General features: G+C 59.6%; 18 protein-coding genes. 12 read left to right on the plus strand and 6 right to left on the minus strand.

The features are described from left to right. The first annotated feature begins 54 nt into the window (after positions 1–54). The 3 genes from EI293_RS09740 (at position 55) to EI293_RS09750 (ending at position 2,520) form a co-directional block, all read left to right on the plus strand. Entirely contained in the window at positions 55–1,167 is a 1,113-nt protein-coding gene (locus EI293_RS09740; RefSeq protein ID WP_125436991.1) for a type I restriction endonuclease, read from the plus strand. A gap of 139 nt (positions 1,168–1,306) precedes the next feature. Next, a complete protein-coding gene (locus tag EI293_RS09745) occupies positions 1,307–1,603 on the plus strand; it encodes a TIGR03643 family protein (RefSeq protein ID WP_125436993.1) in 297 nt (98 codons plus the stop codon). A 122-nt stretch (positions 1,604–1,725) separates the two neighbouring features. Beyond that, positions 1,726–2,520: a thymidylate synthase gene (locus EI293_RS09750; protein ID WP_125437177.1), complete on the plus strand. Its 795-nt coding sequence runs from the start codon at positions 1,726–1,728 to the stop codon at positions 2,518–2,520. A gap of 162 nt (positions 2,521–2,682) precedes the next feature. On the opposite strand, the gene EI293_RS09755 is transcribed toward EI293_RS09750, so the two are convergent. Both EI293_RS09755 and EI293_RS09760 read right to left on the minus strand, forming a co-directional pair. Next, positions 2,683–3,318 carry an alpha/beta fold hydrolase gene (locus EI293_RS09755; protein WP_125436995.1) on the minus strand — a complete coding sequence of 212 codons (636 nt, stop codon included), beginning with the start codon at positions 3,316–3,318 and terminating at the stop codon, positions 2,683–2,685. Between the two features lie 25 nt (positions 3,319–3,343). Next, entirely contained in the window at positions 3,344–4,159 is an 816-nt protein-coding gene (locus tag EI293_RS09760; protein WP_125436997.1) for a hypothetical protein, read from the minus strand. A 694-nt stretch (positions 4,160–4,853) separates the two neighbouring features. On the opposite strand from EI293_RS09760, the gene EI293_RS09765 reads away from it, so the two are divergent. Next, positions 4,854–5,057 (plus strand): hypothetical protein, encoded by a 204-nt coding sequence (locus EI293_RS09765; RefSeq protein ID WP_125436999.1) that lies wholly within the window; start codon positions 4,854–4,856, stop codon positions 5,055–5,057. A gap of 37 nt (positions 5,058–5,094) precedes the next feature. Here the strand turns inward: EI293_RS09765 and EI293_RS09770 are convergent, their stop codons facing one another. The 3 genes from EI293_RS09770 to EI293_RS09780 form a co-directional block, all read right to left on the minus strand. After that, complete coding sequence (locus tag EI293_RS09770) at positions 5,095–5,931, minus strand: aminotransferase class IV (RefSeq protein WP_125437001.1); 837 nt, start codon at positions 5,929–5,931, stop codon at positions 5,095–5,097. Between the two features lie 263 nt (positions 5,932–6,194). After that, positions 6,195–7,337 (minus strand): DNA-processing protein DprA, encoded by a 1,143-nt coding sequence (gene dprA, locus EI293_RS09775; protein WP_125437003.1) that lies wholly within the window; start codon positions 7,335–7,337, stop codon positions 6,195–6,197. Positions 7,338–7,985: 648 nt separating this feature from the next. Beyond that, on the minus strand, positions 7,986–8,348 hold the full coding sequence (locus EI293_RS09780; RefSeq protein WP_125437005.1) for a MerR family transcriptional regulator: 363 nt from the start codon (positions 8,346–8,348) through the stop codon (positions 7,986–7,988). 213 nt (positions 8,349–8,561) lie between these two features. Between EI293_RS09780 and alaS the strand changes: the two genes are divergently transcribed. From alaS to EI293_RS09820, 8 genes are all read left to right on the plus strand, one after another. Next, positions 8,562–11,246, plus strand: a complete 2,685-nt coding sequence (gene alaS, locus EI293_RS09785) for an alanine--tRNA ligase (RefSeq protein WP_125437007.1) — start codon at positions 8,562–8,564, stop codon at positions 11,244–11,246. Between the two features lie 103 nt (positions 11,247–11,349). After that, on the plus strand, positions 11,350–12,093 hold the full coding sequence (locus tag EI293_RS09790; RefSeq protein WP_125437009.1) for an energy transducer TonB: 744 nt from the start codon (positions 11,350–11,352) through the stop codon (positions 12,091–12,093). Positions 12,094–12,113: 20 nt separating this feature from the next. Next, positions 12,114–13,085, plus strand: coding sequence for an LIC11966 family surface protein (locus EI293_RS09795; RefSeq protein WP_125437011.1), 972 nt, complete (start codon positions 12,114–12,116; stop codon positions 13,083–13,085). Between the two features lie 175 nt (positions 13,086–13,260). After that, a complete protein-coding gene (gene gatB / locus EI293_RS09800; protein WP_125437013.1) occupies positions 13,261–14,718 on the plus strand; it encodes an Asp-tRNA(Asn)/Glu-tRNA(Gln) amidotransferase subunit GatB in 1,458 nt (485 codons plus the stop codon). A 296-nt stretch (positions 14,719–15,014) separates the two neighbouring features. Continuing rightward, entirely contained in the window at positions 15,015–15,539 is a 525-nt protein-coding gene (locus EI293_RS09805; protein WP_125437015.1) for a TlpA family protein disulfide reductase, read from the plus strand. A 98-nt stretch (positions 15,540–15,637) separates the two neighbouring features. Continuing rightward, positions 15,638–16,669 (plus strand): TlpA disulfide reductase family protein, encoded by a 1,032-nt coding sequence (locus tag EI293_RS09810; RefSeq protein ID WP_170170324.1) that lies wholly within the window; start codon positions 15,638–15,640, stop codon positions 16,667–16,669. Positions 16,670–16,810: 141 nt separating this feature from the next. Then, entirely contained in the window at positions 16,811–17,968 is a 1,158-nt protein-coding gene (locus EI293_RS09815) for a TlpA disulfide reductase family protein (RefSeq protein WP_125437019.1), read from the plus strand. A 107-nt stretch (positions 17,969–18,075) separates the two neighbouring features. Then, the gene (locus EI293_RS09820; protein ID WP_125437021.1) at positions 18,076–18,429 is read left to right on the plus strand and encodes a hypothetical protein; all 354 of its coding nucleotides are present in this window, start codon (positions 18,076–18,078) and stop codon (positions 18,427–18,429) included. A 3-nt stretch (positions 18,430–18,432) separates the two neighbouring features. Here the strand turns inward: EI293_RS09820 and EI293_RS09825 are convergent, their stop codons facing one another. Next, entirely contained in the window at positions 18,433–19,305 is an 873-nt protein-coding gene (locus EI293_RS09825; protein ID WP_125437023.1) for a hypothetical protein, read from the minus strand. Positions 19,306–19,327: the final 22 nt, after the last annotated feature.

The following is a 19,327-nucleotide window of genomic DNA, read 5'->3' on the forward strand; positions in this document are numbered from 1 at the left end:
TTTTTGGCCTTAGTAAATACATTTAGGGAATGTGTAACAATTCTAATAAACTGTATGGAGCTTATTGACCAACTGACCAATCTTGCGTCCCGGGCGCAGAAGCAAATCACCCACATCCAAACCGAGGAAGCCACGAAGAACGCGCTGGTGATGCCATTTATCAATGCGCTGGGCTACAACGTGTTTGATCCGACGGAAGTGGTGCCCGAGTTTATCTGTGACATCGGCACGAAAAAGGGGGAGAAGATTGATTATGCCATCATGCGCGACGGCAAGCCCATTATCCTGTTCGAGTGCAAACACGTGGGCGGCGACCTGACTATTAACAATGCCAGCCAGCTATTCCGCTATTTCCACGTTACGGAAGCCCGGATTGCGGTGCTTACCAACGGCGTGCATTACCGGCTATTTACTGATCTGGAGCAGCCCAACAAGATGGATGAGCGGCCCTTCATGGAGTTTGACTTATTCAATTTCCAGGAATCCGATGTGGCCGAAATCAAGAAACTGAGCAAGGCCGCTTTCAACATTGAAGACCTGCTTTTTGCGGCCTACAATCTGAAGTACATGCGGGCCTTCAAGAAGTATTTTGACGAGCAATTCACCCAGCCTTCAGCCGATTTCATCAATTTCGTTTCCAAGCAGATCTACGACGGCGTGCTGACGCCCAAACTCAAGGAGCAGTTCAGCGTGCTGGTGCATCGGTCGTTCCATCAGTTTCTGAACGACAAAATCACCATGCGGCTGCGGTCAGCCATGCTGGATACCGGCAACGGCATATTGGCAACCGAAGTACCGACATTGCCCACGCTGGAAACGGCTGCTACTTCGGTGGCGGCTGAGCCCGTAGACAAGGAAATCGAAACCACTGTGGAAGAAACGGAAGGCTTTATGATTGTGCGGGCTATCCTGCGCAAGATGGTAGCCGTGAACCGGGTGGTCATGCGCGACGTGCAATCGTACTGCGGTATTTTGCTGGACGATAACAACCGCAAGCCCATTTGCCGGCTGCACTTCAACGGCAGCAAGAAGTACGTAACCGTATTCGATCAGGAAGGCGGGGAGCGGGTTGATATTACGTCGCTGGACGATTTGTATGGCCTCGCCACCCGCATCCGGGCCGCCGTGCAGCGCCACGAAAAGAAGCCTGCCGAAGCAGGAGCGTAAATTCAATAATCAGGTATGATACCAGAAAGCCATTCCGTAAGGAGTGGCTTTTTTGTGTTCCCACCCGCCCAAAACATCCCCCAAAGCCCGACGGTTGCAGAAGTGCCGGGCACGTTAGCCCCGTACAAATCGTCCTCCGATGCCCGAAAATCCCGCTTCTGCCGCTGCTTTATCTCCCGAAGACATTGACCGCATCATCGAAATGGGGTGGGAGGACCGCACGCCGTTCGAGGCCATTGAAACCCAGTTTGGCCTGGCCGAAAAGGACGTCATTGCCCTGATGCGCCGCGAAATGAAGGCGTCCTCGTTTCGGATGTGGCGGGCGCGTATGAGCGGCCGCGCCACCAAGCACCGCGCCCTCCGTCCCGACGACGTGGACGGTTTCAAAAGCAACCAGCAGCGCAGCATCACCCACAACAAAATCAGCAAGCGGTAGGCACGCCGCGTTTCCCCCGAAAGCCATCCGGCCAGAAAAGCCGCCCGAACCGGGCGGCTTTTTCTATTTTTGGCGGCTTGTCCGCTTCGGCGCACGCTAAAGCTTACGCTACCATCCGCTCCATGAACCAGTACCACACCCTGCTCCAGCACATCCTCGACCACGGCACCCAGAAAACCGACCGCACCGGCACCGGCACGCTGTCGGTGTTCGGCTATCAGATGCGGTTTGATTTGCAGCAGGGTTTCCCGCTGGTGACTACCAAGAAGGTGCATTTGAAAAGCATCATCCACGAGCTGCTGTGGTTTCTGCGCGGCGACACCAGCAACCAGTCGCTGGAAGACGTGGGCGTGAGCATCTGGCGGGAGTGGGCCGACGAAAATGGCCAGCTCGGCCCCATCTACGGCAAGCAGTGGCGCAGCTGGGCCACGCCCGACGGCCAGAGCATCGACCAGATTGCCCAGATGGTCCACCTGCTGCGCACCCAGCCCGATTCGCGCCGCATGGTGGTATCAGCCTGGAACGTGGCCGAGCTGCCGCTGATGCGCCTGACGCCCTGCCACGCCCTATTCCAGTTCTACGTGGCCGACGGCCGCCTCAGCTGCCAGCTCTACCAGCGTTCCGCCGACGTGTTCTTGGGCGTGCCCTTCAACATTGCCAGCTACGCCCTGCTCACCCTCATGATGGCCCAGGTCACCGGTCTGGAGCCCGGCGAGTTCATCTGGACCGGCGGCGACACCCACCTCTACAGCAACCACCTAGAGCAGGCCCGCCTCCAGCTCACCCGGGAGCCCCGCCCGTTGCCCCGGATGCGCCTGAGCCCTGCGGTACAGGACATCTTCGTTTTCCAGTACGAGGACTTCACTCTGGAAAACTACGACCCCTGGCCCGCCATCAAAGCCCCGGTGGCGGTGTAGAGACGCATATTCGCGTCTCGTCGTTCAATGACCGGAACCGCGCCACCCGCCGGATGTAGAGACGCGTATTCGCGTCTTGTCGTTGAACAACCGGAGCCGCGCCACCTACTTGAACAACGTCAGTAACGACGAGACGCGAATACGCGTCTCTACATCGGGCGGTCAGGGCTGCTGCACGCCCAGAAACTCCAGCACCCGGGCGTTGAACTCCCGGGGCTGCTCGTGCGGCACGAAATGCGAGGCTTCGGGGAAAATATGCAGGCGGGCGCCGGGAATGGCTGCCGCCAGGGCACGGGTGTGCGCTTTCAGGATGATATCGTACTGCCCGGCCAAAACCAGCGTGGGCACGCGCAGTCCGGCCAGATCGATGGGGCGCAGGTGGGGCTCCTGTAACAGCAGCTGGTACCAGCGCGCCGCGGCCGAGGTGGGCGGCAGGGCGGCCAGCTCCTGTTGCAGGTACGCTAGCAGGGCGGGGTCCACGGCCTCGGGGGCGGGGGGTAGGTTGGCCCCCACCAGCACCAGCGCGGCTACGTAGCCGGGGGCGCGGCGGGCCAAGTGCAGGGCGGTATTGGCCCCGTCGCTCCAGCCCAGCACGCGCACTTGGCGCAGCTGCAAGTGGTCCAGCAGCTGGCCCACGTCCTCGGCCAGCAGGTCGTAGGTCAGCTCCGGACGGGTTTCGTCGAGGCTGCGGCTGTGGCCGCGCGTATCCACGGCCAGTACCCGGAAGTGCTTTGCCAGCTCCGCAATCTGCCGGTGCCAGGCTGCAATCGACTGGCCGTTGCCGTGCAGCAGCAGCAGCGGTTCGCCTTGGCCGTAGGTTTCATTAGTAGAGGCGCGCCCCGGCCACCGGCACCGTGCGGCCCCGGGCGGTACTGTCGCCGTAGTGGCGGGAGGAGCGGGGCGGAAACCTTGTGGCCTGCATCAGCCGGAACAGCGGGCTGGGCAGCAGGGACTCATCAGCAGGGAGTGCCGCAGCAGGAACGGCCGGCCTGGTCCCGCCGGTCGGTAGTCCCGGGGCCGCCGTCGAGGCCGTGAAGTAGCAGACCGGAGCGCTGCCCGGCGTCAGCAGCCAGGGCGCGGCCGGGTCAGGCCGACTCAGGTAGCGCAGCCGGCGGCCGGTGCGGGCGGCCAGCACCAAGCCGTGGCGGTGCAGGGCCGTGGTGGTATCCCGCTCCCAGTGCAGGGTGGCCGCTACCGTTTGCCCGGCGGCGCAGTGCAGCCCGAATTCCCGCAGGTCCACGCTCACCCATCCGCGCTTCTGGGTTACTACCACCGGAATGCCGGCGGGCACCAGCTCCGTGGTGGGCCGGCCCTGCTCCACGCGGTAGAGCCGCCACCGCACGCGCACTTCCCGGAACGTGTTGAAGGCGACCTGGAAATTGAAATCCTGCAAGCTGGCGGCTTGTTCTACGGTCAGCAGGCTGCCTATTTCCTGGCGGCCGGTTGCGCCAATGAGGTTGCCGGCGTTGTAGAGGGCCGTTGTCAGGCGCTGCCCATTCTGCAACGTCCCTACCGTCACCATTTCCCGTCCCGGCCGGATGACCACTTCCGTCAGACTCACTGGCCGGTCGGTGAGCACGAGCGGCTGTTCACCGGTGCCAAACGTGCCGACTAATGCCGTGGCCGGCAGGTAGCCCACCGCCGACGCGGAAGGGAACCGGCTGCTGCCGGCCGTCGAGAGTGCGGCCCGTCAGCACCCGCGTCTGGGCTAGGCCTGAATCCGGGTACCAAAGAAACCACAACAGGCAGACGGTAAGCAGCATTATCGACCACCAGGTCGGGGCCTGTGGCACTATGCTTAGCTCCCACCGAAAAGTAACGAGGTGAATGAATAGTATTTTTATAATTTTTTTCATAAATTTATAAATCAATGAACGAAGAAAAAAGGCAAGGCTATTGAGGAAAGGAAGGTTTATCCGGAGAATAGACGAACAGCGAATTGAGGATTTTTTCAATTCAGATTGAGAATGTAAATCTAGAAATAGGAACAAAAGCGTAGCTACGGCATGGTACAATTCTCTACTCACTCTATTCCGCTAAGCATCAAGCCGGGGCTTTCCTGTCAGCACCGCGCCTGGGTTGCGCTGTATTCGCTTCAGAATAGCGGTACGGACCGCAATATGGTATTACTGCAGAACAATGTGACGGAAACTGATCTGCTTGACCACCTTGCCAGCTGGCACCGGCTACGGCACGACCGGCGACTATCAAAAAGCTAGAAAAAAAACCTTTTTGGGAATGCAGGGGCTGGTAGAATAATTATAAAATCCGGGCGTTGAAGTAGTTGCGTAGCTAAGGGCATGAGTTGAACCTTTACCTCGTACTGTTTCGTTATGGCCGCTTCGTTTTCTATCTCCTCCTCCGGACTGAGCCGGCGGCATCGGACCTGGATTGCATTATACACGCTGGACGCCATGCACTGCGACCGGGAAGCAGTGCTCCGGGAGAACAACGTCACCGAAGCCGATCTGGCGGAGTTTTTCGAAAGCTGGTTTCAGCTCCGCAACCGCCCTGCGGCAGTGGCACTCGTAGGCTAACCCGAAAGATAAACAGCCGGTTGCGGCTACGCGCTGGTTAGTAGCCAGCACGATTTTCCTGTTCCGCCGCGCACAACTGTCGCAGGAGTGAATGACTGGCTGAGTGAAACCGGGCCGTGCCTACCATCTCCACCGCCCGAATCCCGGCCACGTTAGCCGTAAATACCGCCTCTGCCCGGAGTAATTCGTCCGGCTGGTACAGGCCCGCCTGCCACTCAATGCCCAGTGCAGTGGCCACTGCCCGCAGGTGCGACAGGCGCGTGCCCGCCACCCCGCCAGCTGCTTCCGCCGGCACGTACACGGTGCCGTGGCTGATCCAGCCGATGGCCGCCGCCACCGTTTCGGCTACGTGGCCGCTGCCCGATAGCAGAATCACCTCATCTAGTTCGCGCTGTTGCCGTTCCCGGGCCGCCAGCACGTAAGTGAGGGCATTGGGGCCTTTGCAGAACGATACCGGTGAGTAATGCAGGAGCACTGTTTCGGCGAAGTCGCACCGCAGGATGGGCTTTTCGGCGGGGGCGAAGGGCTGGGTGGTCAGCAGCCAGTGGGCTTGCTTGGTGGTGGGTGTGTAGAGGCCACCGCCGCCGCGCCAGAGCTGCAGCCGGATGCGCTGCAGCGGCTCCGGGGCGGTGCCGGCTAGGTGGTGCACAGTGGCGGTGAGGGCCGGGCCGGTGGCCAGGGCCGGGGGCAGCTGCAGGCCCAGGGCGGCGGCGGCCCGCTGCATGCGCGCCAAGTGGTAGGGCAGGTAGCGCAGCCCCGCCGGCTCCCAGACCAGCGTCTCGAAAAAACCGTCGTTGAAGTACAGGCCCCGGTTGGGCAGCGGCAGGCGCACCGCGTCGGCCGGTATCAGCTCGCCGTTATAAAGCACCATCATGCCCGCAAAGAAAGCAGGCCCGGCCGGAACAGGTCAAGACAGATCGGCTAAGACGCCTCCGGCCGGCTTACTGCAACCAGATAGACAATTGCGAAACACCGAAAATGAGGTGCACTCTGCCGCCGCTACAGATTTTGTTGATTTATTTCTGACAGCCTAAGCCGCTGAAAACTTGCTGCTCCGGCGCAAAAAGCGGCTTTGCAATACCAAGGTTCCCCGTGGAACATTTTGAGGTTCCACGATTTTGATTATTATCTGAGAGCCTACAGCAGCCCGAACCGCTTGCCCGGCAGCGCCTTCAGCACGTTCCGGAATTCCAGGCCCAGCAGGAGGGAAGCCACCTGATGCACTGGCTGCTGCGCTTTCCAGGCCAGCGTGTCGAGGTGTTCCTCGCGGTTGGGGGCGGCTTGCAGCACCAGCAGCAGCTGCAGCTCCTCGGGCGTGAAATCCAGCGGGTCGTAGGTGGCGGGGCTTTTGGGCTTGCCGGTGAGGTGCAACGCCAGGTCCCAGTTGAGCAGCTGCTCAATGTCCGCAGGCTCGGAGTAGAGGGCGGCGCGGTTGGCTTTGATTAGTTCGTGGCAGCCTTCGGAAGCCGCCGAGCCCAGCGGGCCGGGCACGGCCAGCACGTCCCGGTCGTAGCCCAAGGCCAGGTCGGCGGTGATGAGGGCACCGCCTTTTTTGGCGGCTTCCACTACTACGGTGCCGTCGGAGAGGCCGGCAATAATGCGGTTCCTCGACGGAAAATTGTATTTGTCGGGCTGGGTGCCGAAGGGAAATTCGGTGAGCAAGCCGCCCTGGGTGAGCATCTTCTCAGCGGTTTTGCGGTGTACGGCCGGGTAGAGCACGTCTAGGCCGGTAGCCATGACGCCCACGGTTTCCAGGCCTTCCTGCAGTGCGGCGCGGTGGGCGGCTATGTCTATGCCGTAAGCCAGGCCGCTGACGATGAGCGGTTTGTGCGAGGCCACGCCCTTGATGAGCCGCTCGGTTTGCTCGCGGCCGTAGTCGGTGGCCTGGCGGGTGCCCACGATGGCCAGGGTTTTGGGCTGGTTGAGGTCGGCGGTGCCCTGGTAGTAGAGCAGGGCGGGCGCATCGGGAATCAGCTTGAGGCGGGCTGGAAACTGCTTGCTGGTGTAGAACAGCAGCTGCACGCCGTCCTTCTCTGCCCGGCGCAGACTGGCCTCGGCCTGGTTCAAGGCTTCAGTGCGCGACTTGCCCGAGAGGATGGCCGCCGTAGCCGGCCCCACGCCCGGAATCTTCAGCAGCTTGCCCGGCGGCAGGTGCAGCACGTTCCGCGCCGAGCCCCCGTAGCTCATCAGCTGCCGCGTCAGCTGCGGCCCGATGTTGGGAAAAAGCGTGAGGGCGACTTCGTGGAGGAGGGTGTCGTCGGGAGAATTTTTTTGGAGCATAATCTTGTCTAGCGGTCAACAGAACTTCTTGCTTTATGTACAGAAGTGGTATTGACGGCTTGCCACGGGGCTTGAAACACACTATCATCAGTTACAGGTCGACTCCACTGAATGCCTGGCAAAAGCGGAGTGATAATAACCCGTCGTGGCTCGCCGCCCCATAGGGTATGGAGCAGTTGCTGAGCTACAACCCGGTTTCCCCAACGGTAATGGATAGTATGTGTATACCAAGTATATCTTTCAAACGGGGTACGTAACTGGGCAGTAAATACATCTTCAAGGATGATAACGGTATAGCGAACATTCAAGAAGATGTTGTGGGTGGGATAACTAATGTATGACTTGATAGAATATGCCAATTGGAGGGCTAAAAGCGGCACCCAAAGCAGCCACGGTATAGATTTCCAGAGCCACGGTAAAATCTTGGTAGATGATCTAAGCCACTGCGTAGCTGGGATGACCAAGAACCATAGACCCCATCTAGGTAGATAAGTTAGCTGAATCGGGTTAAATTCTAGCGGAGTGAATGTGATTAGCAGTACAAGTACTAAGCTGACTAACCAAATTGTTGTAATGAATTGATTGACGTGTTTTTCGCTGTAAGTCAATTTATTGAATTGTATAAATGTGTAATATACATCCTCTTGTCTACCCCTGCTGCGCCTTCCCGATAGTGTCCAGTTCCTTCTTCATGGTCACCATGAACTTGCGGATTTTTTCCAGGCTCTGGATGACGTCGATTTTTTCCTTGAGCTGGGGGCCTTTCTGCTTGAGCATGTCGCGGGCGCCGGGGATGGTGTAGCCGCGCTCCTTTACCAGGTGGTAAATCGTGCGGAAAATGTCCACGTCCTGGGGCGTGTAGAGGCGGTTGCCCTTCTTGCTTTTGCGCGGCCGCAGTTCCTCAAACTCCGTCTCCCAGAACCGGATCAAGGACGGGGCCACGTTGAACTGGGCCGCCACCTCGCCGATGGTGAAGTACTGCTTCTCGATTTCGCGGTCTTTGTAGGGCATGATGTAGTAATGAGGACTGAGTACAAAGTACTGAGTCGGTGCCGGAATACCGGCCGCTGAAACAATGTCTCATTACCCGGTACGCAATACTCAATACCTTTTACCTTTGCCGGCGGCGCAATTCCTGTTGATTGCGAAAAGTAGCCAAAATACCGGCTGCGGCCAATTCTAACGAACCCTACGCGTCGCGAAGCCTGCCTCCGCGCTACTCTTATGTCACTCCCTACCGCCTCCCACGTCCGCCAGCAGTTCCTGGACTTCTTCGCCTCCAAAGGCCACCACATCGTGCCCTCGGCCCCCATTGTGGTGAAGGACGACCCCACGCTGCTGTTTATCAACTCGGGCATGGCCCCATTCAAGGACTATTTCCTGGGCAACAAGCCCGCGCCCTTCAAGCGCATCGCCGACACCCAGAAGTGCCTGCGCGTGAGCGGCAAGCACAACGACCTGGAAGAGGTGGGCTACGACACCTACCACCACACCATGTTCGAGATGCTCGGCAACTGGTCGTTTGGGGATTATTTCAAGAAGGACGCCATTGCCTGGGCCTGGGAGCTGCTCACCGACGTGTTCAAGCTGGAAAAGGACCGCCTCTACGTGACTTATTTCGAGGGCGACAAGGCCGACGGCACCGCCGCCGATACCGAAACCCAGGACCTCTGGCGCCAGTACACCACCGACGACCGGATTCTGCCCGGCAACAAGAAGGACAACTTCTGGGAGATGGGCGACACCGGCCCGTGTGGTCCGTGCACCGAAATCCACATCGATTTGCGCTCCGAACAGGAGCGGGCCGCCACGCCCGGCCGCGACCTGGTAAACGCCGACCATCCGCAGGTGGTGGAAATCTGGAACAACGTGTTCATGGAGTTCCAGCGCCTGGCCGATAAGTCTTTGATCAAGCTACCCGAGCAGAGCGTGGACACCGGCATGGGCTTCGAGCGCCTGATGATGGCCGTGTCGGGCGTGAAGTCCAACTACGACACCGACGTATTCCAGCCGCTGATCAAGTTCATTGCCAGTGAGGTAGGCCTGGAGTACCACGGCACCGCCCCGGCCACCGTGAACGACCAGCCGGCCACCGAAAATGAGAAAACGGACATTGCCATCCGCGTTATTGCCGACCACATCCGCACCATCAGCTTCGCCATTTCCGATGGGCAGCTGCCGAGCAACGTGAAGGCCGGCTACGTGATTCGGCGAATTCTGCGCCGGGCCGTGCGCTACGCATTTTCGTCGCTGGGCCAGAAGCAGCCCTTCCTCTACAAGATTGTGCCCGTGCTGGCCGACCAGATGGCCGGCATCTTCCCCGAGCTGAAGCAGCAGCAGCAGTTTGTGCAGCGCGTGGTGGAGGAAGAGGAAATTGCCTTCCTCAAAACCCTCGAAAACGGCCTGCGCCGCCTGGAAACCCTGGAAGAAGGTTTCCGCCAGAACGGCAGCCGCATCGACGGCAAAACTGCCTTCGAGCTGTCCGATACCTTCGGCTTTCCGCTGGACCTCACTGCCCTCATTGCCCGCGAAAAGGGTTTGAGCGTGGACGAGGAAGGCTTCAAGAAGGAGCTGGAGCAGCAGAAAAGCCGCAGCCGCAACGCCCAGGAAACCGAGCAGAGCGACTGGACCGTGGTGCGCGAATCCGAAGAGCAGCCCGCCTTTGTGGGCTACGACCAGGAGCAGGCCCCGGCCCGCATCCTGCGCTACCGCCGCACCGACCGCAAAGGCAAAACCGAGTACCAGGTGGTGCTCGACCAGACGCCGTTCTACGCCGAGTCGGGCGGGCAGATTGGCGACACCGGCTACCTGGAGTCGCCGCTGAGCAAGGTGCGCGTGCTCGACACGAAAAAGGAAAACGACCTCATCGTACACACCGTGCTGGAGCTGCCCCAGGACCTCGACGCTGAGTTCACGGCCCGCTACGACCACGCCCGCCGCGCCCAGATTCAGCGCAACCACTCCGCCACCCACCTGCTGCAGGCCGCGTTGCGCGAAATAGTGGGCAGCCACGTAGCCCAGAAAGGCTCCCTGGTAAACGAGAAGCTGCTGCGCTTCGACTTCTCGCACTTCACCAAAGTCACCGACGACCAGCTGCGCCAGGTAGAGACGCTGGTCAACGCCCGCATCCGCCAGCAGATTCCGCTGGATGAGCGCCGCAACGTGCCCATCCACGATGCTAAAGCCCTCGGGGCCACGGCTCTGTTCGGGGAGAAATACGGCGAGTTCGTGCGCGTCATCACCTTCGACCGGGAGTTTTCGGTAGAGCTGTGCGGCGGCTGCCACGTGCGCACCACCGGCGACATCGGCTTCTTCAAAATCACGAGTGAAAGCGCCGTGGGTGCGGGTGTGCGCCGCATCGAAGCCGTGACGGCCGAGGCCGCCGAAGCCTTCGTGAACCAGCAGCTGGACTTGCTGGCCCAGGTGCGCGAGGCCCTCGGCAACCCCCAGCACCTGCTACCCGGCATCGAGAAGCAGACCGAGGAAATTGCCACCCTGCGCAAGCAGATCGAGCAGTTCGCCCAGCAGAGCATCAACCAGCAGAAAGACCAGCTGGCCGGCCAGGTGAAGGCGCTGCACGGCGTGAACTTCCTGGCCGCCCAGGTGCAGGCCACCTCCGCCGACGGCCTCAAAACCCTGGCCTTCAACCTGCGCCAGGCCGTACCCAACTTAGTTCTGGTTCTTGGTGCCGAAATCGAAGGTAAGCCCCAGTTGGCCGTGATGCTCGACGACGAGCTGGTGAAGGGTGGCAAGCTCAACGCCAGCACGCTGGTGCGCGAGCTGGCCAAGGAAATCCAGGGCGGCGGCGGCGGACAGCCGTTCTTCGCCACGGCCGGCGGCAAAAACGCGGCCGGCCTGGGCGCGGCCATTGCTAAGGCCGAAGGCCTGATTGGCGGCCTGCTGGGATAAATCAGGCACTGGTAGAGTTGTGAAAAAGCAGTTTTTAATCGGATATTCAGGCTGGAATTACAGCTGGATATTCGATTGAAAACTGCTTTTTTATTGCGCTTCGATGCTTTATCGTGTTACGTTGGGTATACTGTTGCTGAGCTGGCTGCTGAAGCCGCATGATATTGTTGCTCAGACGGAAAACCGTAAGATGTTTGTGTTTTATTCCGTTCAGCATCAGCCCTTATCTTCTTCTAAAGGTGCTAGCTATGCTATTGAAACAGAGTATTTGGATAGTGTCAGAGCTACGGAACGTGTGTACTGGGCCCCGCAGAAACTTCGGGAAACTGCCACCTTCTCCAACCTCCGCCTGCGCCGCCGCGACGGAGAAACAATAGTCTACTATAATGACGGTACCATAAAACGGCGGGAGCAGTACCGTGATGGTGTCCGGCAGGGGGAAGGGTTTGCCTATTATCCAAATGGCAAACTGCGCCGACACGACAGATACGATGACCGAAGCAGGAAATCTGAGGAGTGCTTCGATGCTGTCGGAAACTCAGTTGACTGTGATACACTGGCTCTTCGAGACGTTTGTCCGAATGCTGAAATAATGCCGGGAAAAAGCGCGCCGATATATTTCCCAAGCAAGGCATTGAAGCTCGGAATAGAAGGAGTCGTGAAAGTCAACTTTACAGTAAGCCGAACCGGACAATTAGCAGATGTGCAGATAGTAGAATCTCCTTCCCATATCCTGAGCGCCGCCGCAGTAGATGCCATACGCCGCGCAAAGTGGAGCATCCGGTTGGATAACTGTGACCCGGTAGACGTCCGCTACACAATTCCCATCACCTTTGCCATCAAATAAATTTCCACTCACCTTATTCTATGCGCCTTTCTACGCTCTTGCTTTCGGCCGGCCTGCTCGCCGGGCTGACCACCACGGCCGCCTCGGCCCAAACGTTCAAGGACCCCGGCTCCTACAACAACTTCATCGTGAGCGAGCAGCGGGCCATGCTCAAGAAAAACCTGCGCTACATCAGCAAATCGGCCCATTCCGACAACGAGAAGAAGATTGATGCCAAGCGCCAGGACCTGGTGAAGCAGACGGAAGCCTCCTTACAGAAGCTTGCTAGGCTGCCTGCCTTCGAAGATGATAAAGGCTTCAAAGAGCAGACCACCGAAGCCTTTTACCAGCTGCTGAAGGTGTATTCCGAGGATTATAAGGCCGTGGATCTGCTGGCCGCCACCCGTACGGCTACCGTGGAGAACATGGAGCAGTACTTCAAGCTCCAGGAACTAGCCGAAGCTAAGCTGCAGGTGGTGAATGATTCAGTGGACGCGGCCCAGGCTCGGTTCGCGCGCCGCCACAACATGACCATTTCGGAGGACCCCGAGGGCAAGCGGCTGGCCCAGTACATGCGGCAGGTATCGGAGGTGAACGGCTACCAGCACAAGGTGTACCTGGCCCAGTTCCGCATCGAAAAAGCCAGTGCCCGCCTCATCGATGCCCTTAATGCGCAGGATGCCGCCGCTTTCGAGCAGGCCCGCGTGCAGCTGGCCACCGATGCCCAGACTGCCACTACTGAGCTGACGGCTATTGCACCCTTTCGCGGCAAGGATGCCCACTACCGCGACGCGGCCCGCAACATGGTGAAATATTACGGTGCCTTCGCCCAGGCCCAGGCTGTGCAGATGAAGGAGCTGCTGGAGCGCAAAGACCGGTTCACCAAAGCCGATGCCGACCGCATGAACGGCTTGGTCAGTGGCTACAATACCCAGAACCAGAAGCTGGTAGCCGCCTACAACCAGGCCGGTAACGCCTTGCAGGACACGTACATTCCGGTTTTTAATGATTGAGGAAGTCCTCATGGGCTGCCTTTGCCACCGGAAGGAAGCTGGAATAATCAGCGCAGAGAGTTAACCCGGATTCCTCTTGTTCGTCGGAGTAGCCGCGCTATGGCTCCGCCGGAATAGTGCTTACTTTGCACCAGAAATCAGCGCAATCAGCAAAATCTGCGCGAATCTGTGATCCATGGACGACAGCATCAAATCAAAATACCAGCCCGTAATCGGCCTTGAAGTACACGCCCAGCTGCTCACGCGCAGCAAAATGTATTCCTCCGACGAAAACGAGTACGGCGCTTTGCCCAATAATAACCTGAGCGTCATTACGCTGGGCCACCCCGGCACACTGCCGCGCGTGAACTACTCGGCCGTGGAGTTTGCCATGAAAATGGGCCTGGCCACCAACTGCCACATCCGCCGCGACAACCTGTTTGCGCGCAAAAACTACTTCTACCCCGACCTACCGAAGGGCTATCAAATCACCCAGGACAAAACCCCGATCTGTCACGATGGCCACGTCGATATCCGGCTGGCGGATGGCTCGGTGAAAAAAATCGGGGTGACGCGCATCCACATGGAGGAGGACGCGGGCAAGAGCATGCACTTGGCCGGCGAGGTGGAAACCCTCGTGGACCTGAACCGGGCCGGGGTGCCGCTGATCGAAATCGTGAGTGAGCCGGATATCCGGAACGCGGAGGAAGCCTACGCCTACCTGGCCGAAATCAAGAAGCTGGTGGAATACCTGGGCATCTGCGACGGCAACATGGAGGAAGGCTCCCTGCGCTGCGACGCCAACATTTCGGTAATGCGCAAAGACGCTACCGAGTTTGGCGTGAAGGTGGAGGTGAAGAACATGAACTCCTTCCGCAATGTGCAGCGGGCCATTGAGTACGAAATTGAGCGGCAGATTGCGCTGGTGGAAGCCGGCGAAGTCATCGACAGCGAAACCCGAGGCTTCGACGCGGCCACCGGTACCACCAACGGCCAGCGCAGCAAGGAAACCATGAACGACTACCGGTACTTCCCGGAGCCGGACCTGCCGCCCGTTATCATTTCTGACGAGTGGCTGCACCGCGTGCAGGCCGAGCTGCCGGCCCTGCCGCAGCAGCTCTACGCCCGCTTCACCGGCGAGCTGGGTCTCTCGGATTATGATGCCACGGTGCTGACAGCTGAAAAGGAAGTGGCTCTGTTCTTTGACGAACTGACCCGCCTGACGCCCAACGCCAAAGCCGCCGCCAACTGGGTAACCGGCCCGGTGAAGGCCTATCTCAACGAGCGCGCCCTCACCCTCGACCAGTTCCCGCTCACCACGCAGCACCTGGCCGATATCATTCAGCTCATCGACGAGAATAAGGTGGGCCACTCGGTAGCCAGCAAGCAGCTGTTCCCGTTCCTGCTAGAAAACTCCGCGCACACCGCCGCCGCCGCCGCCGAGGCCCAGGGCCTGCTCCAGCAGTCCGACGCCGGGGCGTTGGAAACGATGATTCAGCAGGTGCTGGATGCCAACCCGGCCAAAGTGGCCGAGTACCGCGCCGGCAAGAAGAGCCTCACGGGCATGTTCATGGGCGAGCTGATGAAGCTCACCGGCGGCAAAGCCGACCCCAAACTAGCCAACCAGCTTCTGCGCCAGAAACTCGACGCGTAAGCAGTTCTGTTACGATGTGAAAAGCCACCAACCGTCCAGTTGGTGGCTTTTTTTGGTGTAGGAGCTGTTTAGAATGTCGCCGCAGTCAGTAGAAACGTCATGCTGAGCCTGTCGAAGCATCTCTACCGCTTCGTTGAAGTACCATCACAACGAAGTGGTAGAGATGTTTCGACAAGTTCAGCATGACCTTTACTGCTGCTGATGCGGCTGGCCCATCGTGGCTGCTCTGGCAATAAGGTGGCGCGGTTTTTATTTGTAACATCTGTCTTCCTGCTCACTTCACCACCTGAATAGCTATGCGTTGCGTTGTTGTCGGATTATGCGTGCTGCTGACGGCTTGCCAGCGGCCTTCAGGGCCGGCCGCTACGACCTCATTGGGAGCGGGCGAGCGGCCAGCTGCTTCAATCCGCCGCGCCCCCGGTTTTACCCTGCCCACGGCCGCCGGCTCGTCGCTCACGCTCAGCAGCCTGCGTGGCAAGTATGTACTGCTTGATTTCTGGGCCAGCGGGTGCGTGCCCTGCGCGGCCGAAAGCCCAAACCTGCACAAAATCTACGGGCAGTTTCACTCGCGGGGGCTGGAAATTGTGCGCGTGTCGCTGGACGAGGACCCGGCCCGCTGGCACGCGGCCGTGGCCGCCGATACAATGGCGTGGCTCCACGTTTCGGACCTACGGGGCTGGCGGAGTCCGGTAGCCCAGGCCTACCAGGTGCGGATTCTGCCGTATTCGGTGCTGCTGAGTCCGGAGGGCCGGGTGCTGGCCACCAACCTGCGCGGCCGGGCCCTGGGCCAGAAAATATCCGGATACATTCCGCTGGATTGAAAGGGGCAAGGAACTGCACAATTACATCGGAATTTTGGGATATATCGGGCGAAATGGGCAGTTTCGCGGTAGTATTTCCTTCTCTTCTATTCATTCCGATGCTTACTGCTTTATTCCCCTGGCTGCTGGCCGTAGCCGCCACCCCGCCCGCCTACGTGCTGCAGGGCCAGCTGACGGACGTTCCGGCCGGTACCACCATCTACCTCAAACATTACCAGAGCGGCTGGCACACAATTGATTCGGCCACGGTGGACGCTACGGGCCGCTGCGAAATGCGCGGGCTGCTGGACGCGCCTCTGCTGGCCTCGCTCCAGCTGAAAGGGCAGAAGCACATGTACCAGCTGCCGCTGCATCCTGGTGATGAGCTGACGTTTACGATGGAGCCAAATCCCAAACGGGAAACATTCCACTTTCAGGCCCGCGGGACGGTAGGGGTGGAGCAGTGGCAGCAGTTTCAGCAGGATATCTACCCGCAGATGTTTGGGGTGGCCCAGCTGCCGGCTAAAAACCGGGGCCTGCGCGAGCTGCGGGCCTTGGTGCGCCGCACGCCGGATACCTTTCTGGCCGCGCATCTCACCAAAAATTACCTGAGCCGCCAGGCCAGCCAGCAGGCGTTTGTCGATTCCATGACCACGGTACTGGCCCGGCGGCAACCGGCCCTGGCCGAAACCCAGAACCTGAGCACCCGCACCCACACGGCGGCCCTCACCGAAAAAGGCGGTGAGGTGGCCCCCGATTTCACCCTGCCCACGGCGGCTGGCCCCTCGTTCGCGCTCAGCAGCCTGCGCGGCAAATACGTACTGGTGGATTTCTGGGCCAGCTGGTGCGGCCCCTGCCGCGCCGAAAACCCGCGTCTTCGCACCTTGTATCAGCAGTACCAGGCCAAGGGACTGGAAATCGTGAGCGTATCGGTGGATGCGGACGGGGGGAAGTGGCGCAAAGCCGTGAGCCAGGACCAGCTGCCCTGGACGCAGGTATCGGACCTAAAGGGCTGGGACTCGCCGGCGGCGCAGCTCTACGGCGTTTTAGCCGTACCCACCACCGTACTCATTGCTCCCGATGGTCGGGTACTGGAGCGTAATCTGCGCGGGGAGGCTTTGGAAAAGCGGCTGCGGAAGCTCCTGCCCTAGGGCTGGGGGAAGCGGTGAACCAGCGTGGCCGGGAAGTGGTTACAGGGCGGGCGGGGCAATTCCGGCCAAAATAGGCAACTTGCGGCCCGTTTCCCCGTCCCTTTTCTACTCCGCCGATTCATCTGTCGGTCTGCTTTCTGAATGATGCACAAAATGAAGAGCCTGCTCTACCTGGGTGCCCTGCTGGGCATGGCCAACGCCTGTAATAAGAACACAACTCCTACCACTGGCGACACTGATGCCACGGGCTACCAGCTTAATGGCCAGTTCCAGAATGCCCCGGCCGGCACCAAGGTGTACCTGGCTGAGCTGGGTGAAACCCAGTTCGTATCGCGCGATACGGCCACGGTGGACGAAAAGGGCCAGTTTAAATTTGCCGGTGCTCTGCCCGAAACTGGCCTCTACCAGGTGAAAACCTCCGACCAGAACCAGGCCCTGGTGGTGCTCGGCAACGGCAGCCGCCTGGAACTGACCGGCGACGCGCAGAAGCTGGCCGCCACCTACGCCGTGAAAGGCTCCCCCGACTCGGAGCTGCTGCGGCAGGTAAACCAGGCCCTGCAAACCAGCCAGCAGCAGATGCAGCAGCTGATGCCGCGTCTGGAGCAGCGGTATACCCAGGCCGCCCAGGCCGGCCGCCAGGATTCGATGCAGGCCATTCAGCGGCAGGCCGAACTGGTGCAAAGCATGGGCCAGCGCGAGGTGGTCCGGCTGGTGCGCCAGAACCCCGGCTCCATCGTGTCGGGCTTTGTGGTGAGCAGCGTACTAAACCCCGATGAGAACTTCACCCTGGCCGATTCGGTGGCTACGCAGCTGAAAGTCAGCCAGCCCAATTCGCGCTATACCAAGGCCCTGGTGGCCCGCCTGGAGCCGCTGCGGGCCACGGCTGTTGGTACCACGGCCCCGGAAATCAGCCTGGCTGCTCCCGATGGCAAGAACTTGCCGCTGACCAGCCTGCGCGGCAAGTACGTGCTCATTGATTTCTGGGCCAGCTGGTGCGGCCCCTGCCGCCGCGAGAATCCCAACGTGGTGAAGGCCTACAACAAGTTCAAAGGCAAAGGCTTCGAAATCTACGGCGTCTCGTTCGACCAGGACCGCGCCAAGTGGCTGAAGGCCATCGAAGCCGACGGCCTCGTGTGGAAGCACGTTTCGGACCTGAAAGGCTGGGAGTCGGCCGCCGGCCAGACCTACGGCATCAAGTCCATTCCCGCCTCCATTCTGCTCGACCCTCAGGGCCGCATCATCGGTAAAAACCTGCGCGGCGAAGCCCTGGAAGCCAAGCTGGCTTCGGTGTTGAAGTAAGGTGAATTGCTAAAAACAGAAAGCCGGCTCTGAATAGGGCCGGCTTTTATTGTTTTATTCGCGTCAATAAATGACAATACAAGTAGAAAGTAAAATTTAGAATAAAAATGAAACGAGAGAAAGGATACCAGCTAATCGAAGTGGATATTTCTAATGCTTTGATACATCACACCGCAATAGAGGTTGCAGTTACAGTATTCTTATGGCTAGTAGATACTCTAAAAAAGGATAAAGCATTAGATAGCCTACCTGTGGAAATAGAATTGATTGCTGCACAATACGTTAATCAATATCCATGTATAGGTGTTTATTATCTAGATCCTAGTGTAAAAGATATTGGTCCTCTGATTGAAAAATTAGTTAATTCTTATATGAATAGCGCAAGCTTTATAGACTTTTATAAATTTGCTATTGCTAACGAACGTGCTGTTGATGATTTTATTCGGTACTTAAAAGAATAACCGTTACCCCAGAAACATCCGTTGTACAGACTGCCAGAGCTGTTTTTTGCGGCCGGCATCGTACTCCAGCATCTCGATTTCACTGGCCCCGAGGAAGGCGGTGTCGCCGTAGAGGAGCACGGGCTCGTAGGGCTGGGTGGTGTACACGGCCACGTCGAGCAGGTTTTTGCCGAAGGCCAGAAACTGCCGGGCTGCCAGGTGCTGGCGCAGGCTACACAGGGCTACCGGGAACTTCTCGTGCTCCACGTTCACCAGCACCACGTCTTCCATCACCAGGCGCAGGGCCTTGAGTAGGTTATTGAGGAACACGTTGCGCGGCAGCTTGCGGAACTGCTCGGGCGACACGCGCACCAGAATCACCAGCCCCTGGGCGTTGCTGCCCAGCGTGGCAAACGGAATGTGCGCCACCGGCGACTGGGTGGGCGTGGGCTGCACCCGTCCCGCCGGGGCCGGCGCGGCGGCCGGCAGCTGGGCCAGCGGTAGTGTGCCGAGGGGCTGCACCGGAGTGGATACCGCCTGCACCGGCGCGGGCGGCACTGAGGCTACCGCTTTTGGAGCGGGTGGTAGTGGGGCAGGAGCCGCCGCGGCAACGGGCGGAACCACCGGAGCCGACACAGGTACGGCCGGGCGGGCAGGAGCCAGCGGCGCAGGTGCGGCCGCCGGAGCTACGGGTGGCTGAGGCGCTACTGGCCGCGGCGTGAGCAATGGTTGGGTGTTGGCTGGCACGGGAACAGCCAATGGCAGGTTTCCGGCCGGATGGGTAGCTGCCGCCACCGCGCTGGCCTCTGGAGCCACCGCACCGGGCTCGGGCACTACGTAAAGCGCGGAGCCGGTGTAGAAGTTCTGAAAAAAGGCGAGTGTGGCGGCAGTATCCATCGACGAAAACAGGAAAGCAATA

Source organism: Hymenobacter perfusus, from assembly GCF_003944765.1.
Lineage (GTDB): Bacteria > Bacteroidota > Bacteroidia > Cytophagales > Hymenobacteraceae > Hymenobacter > Hymenobacter perfusus.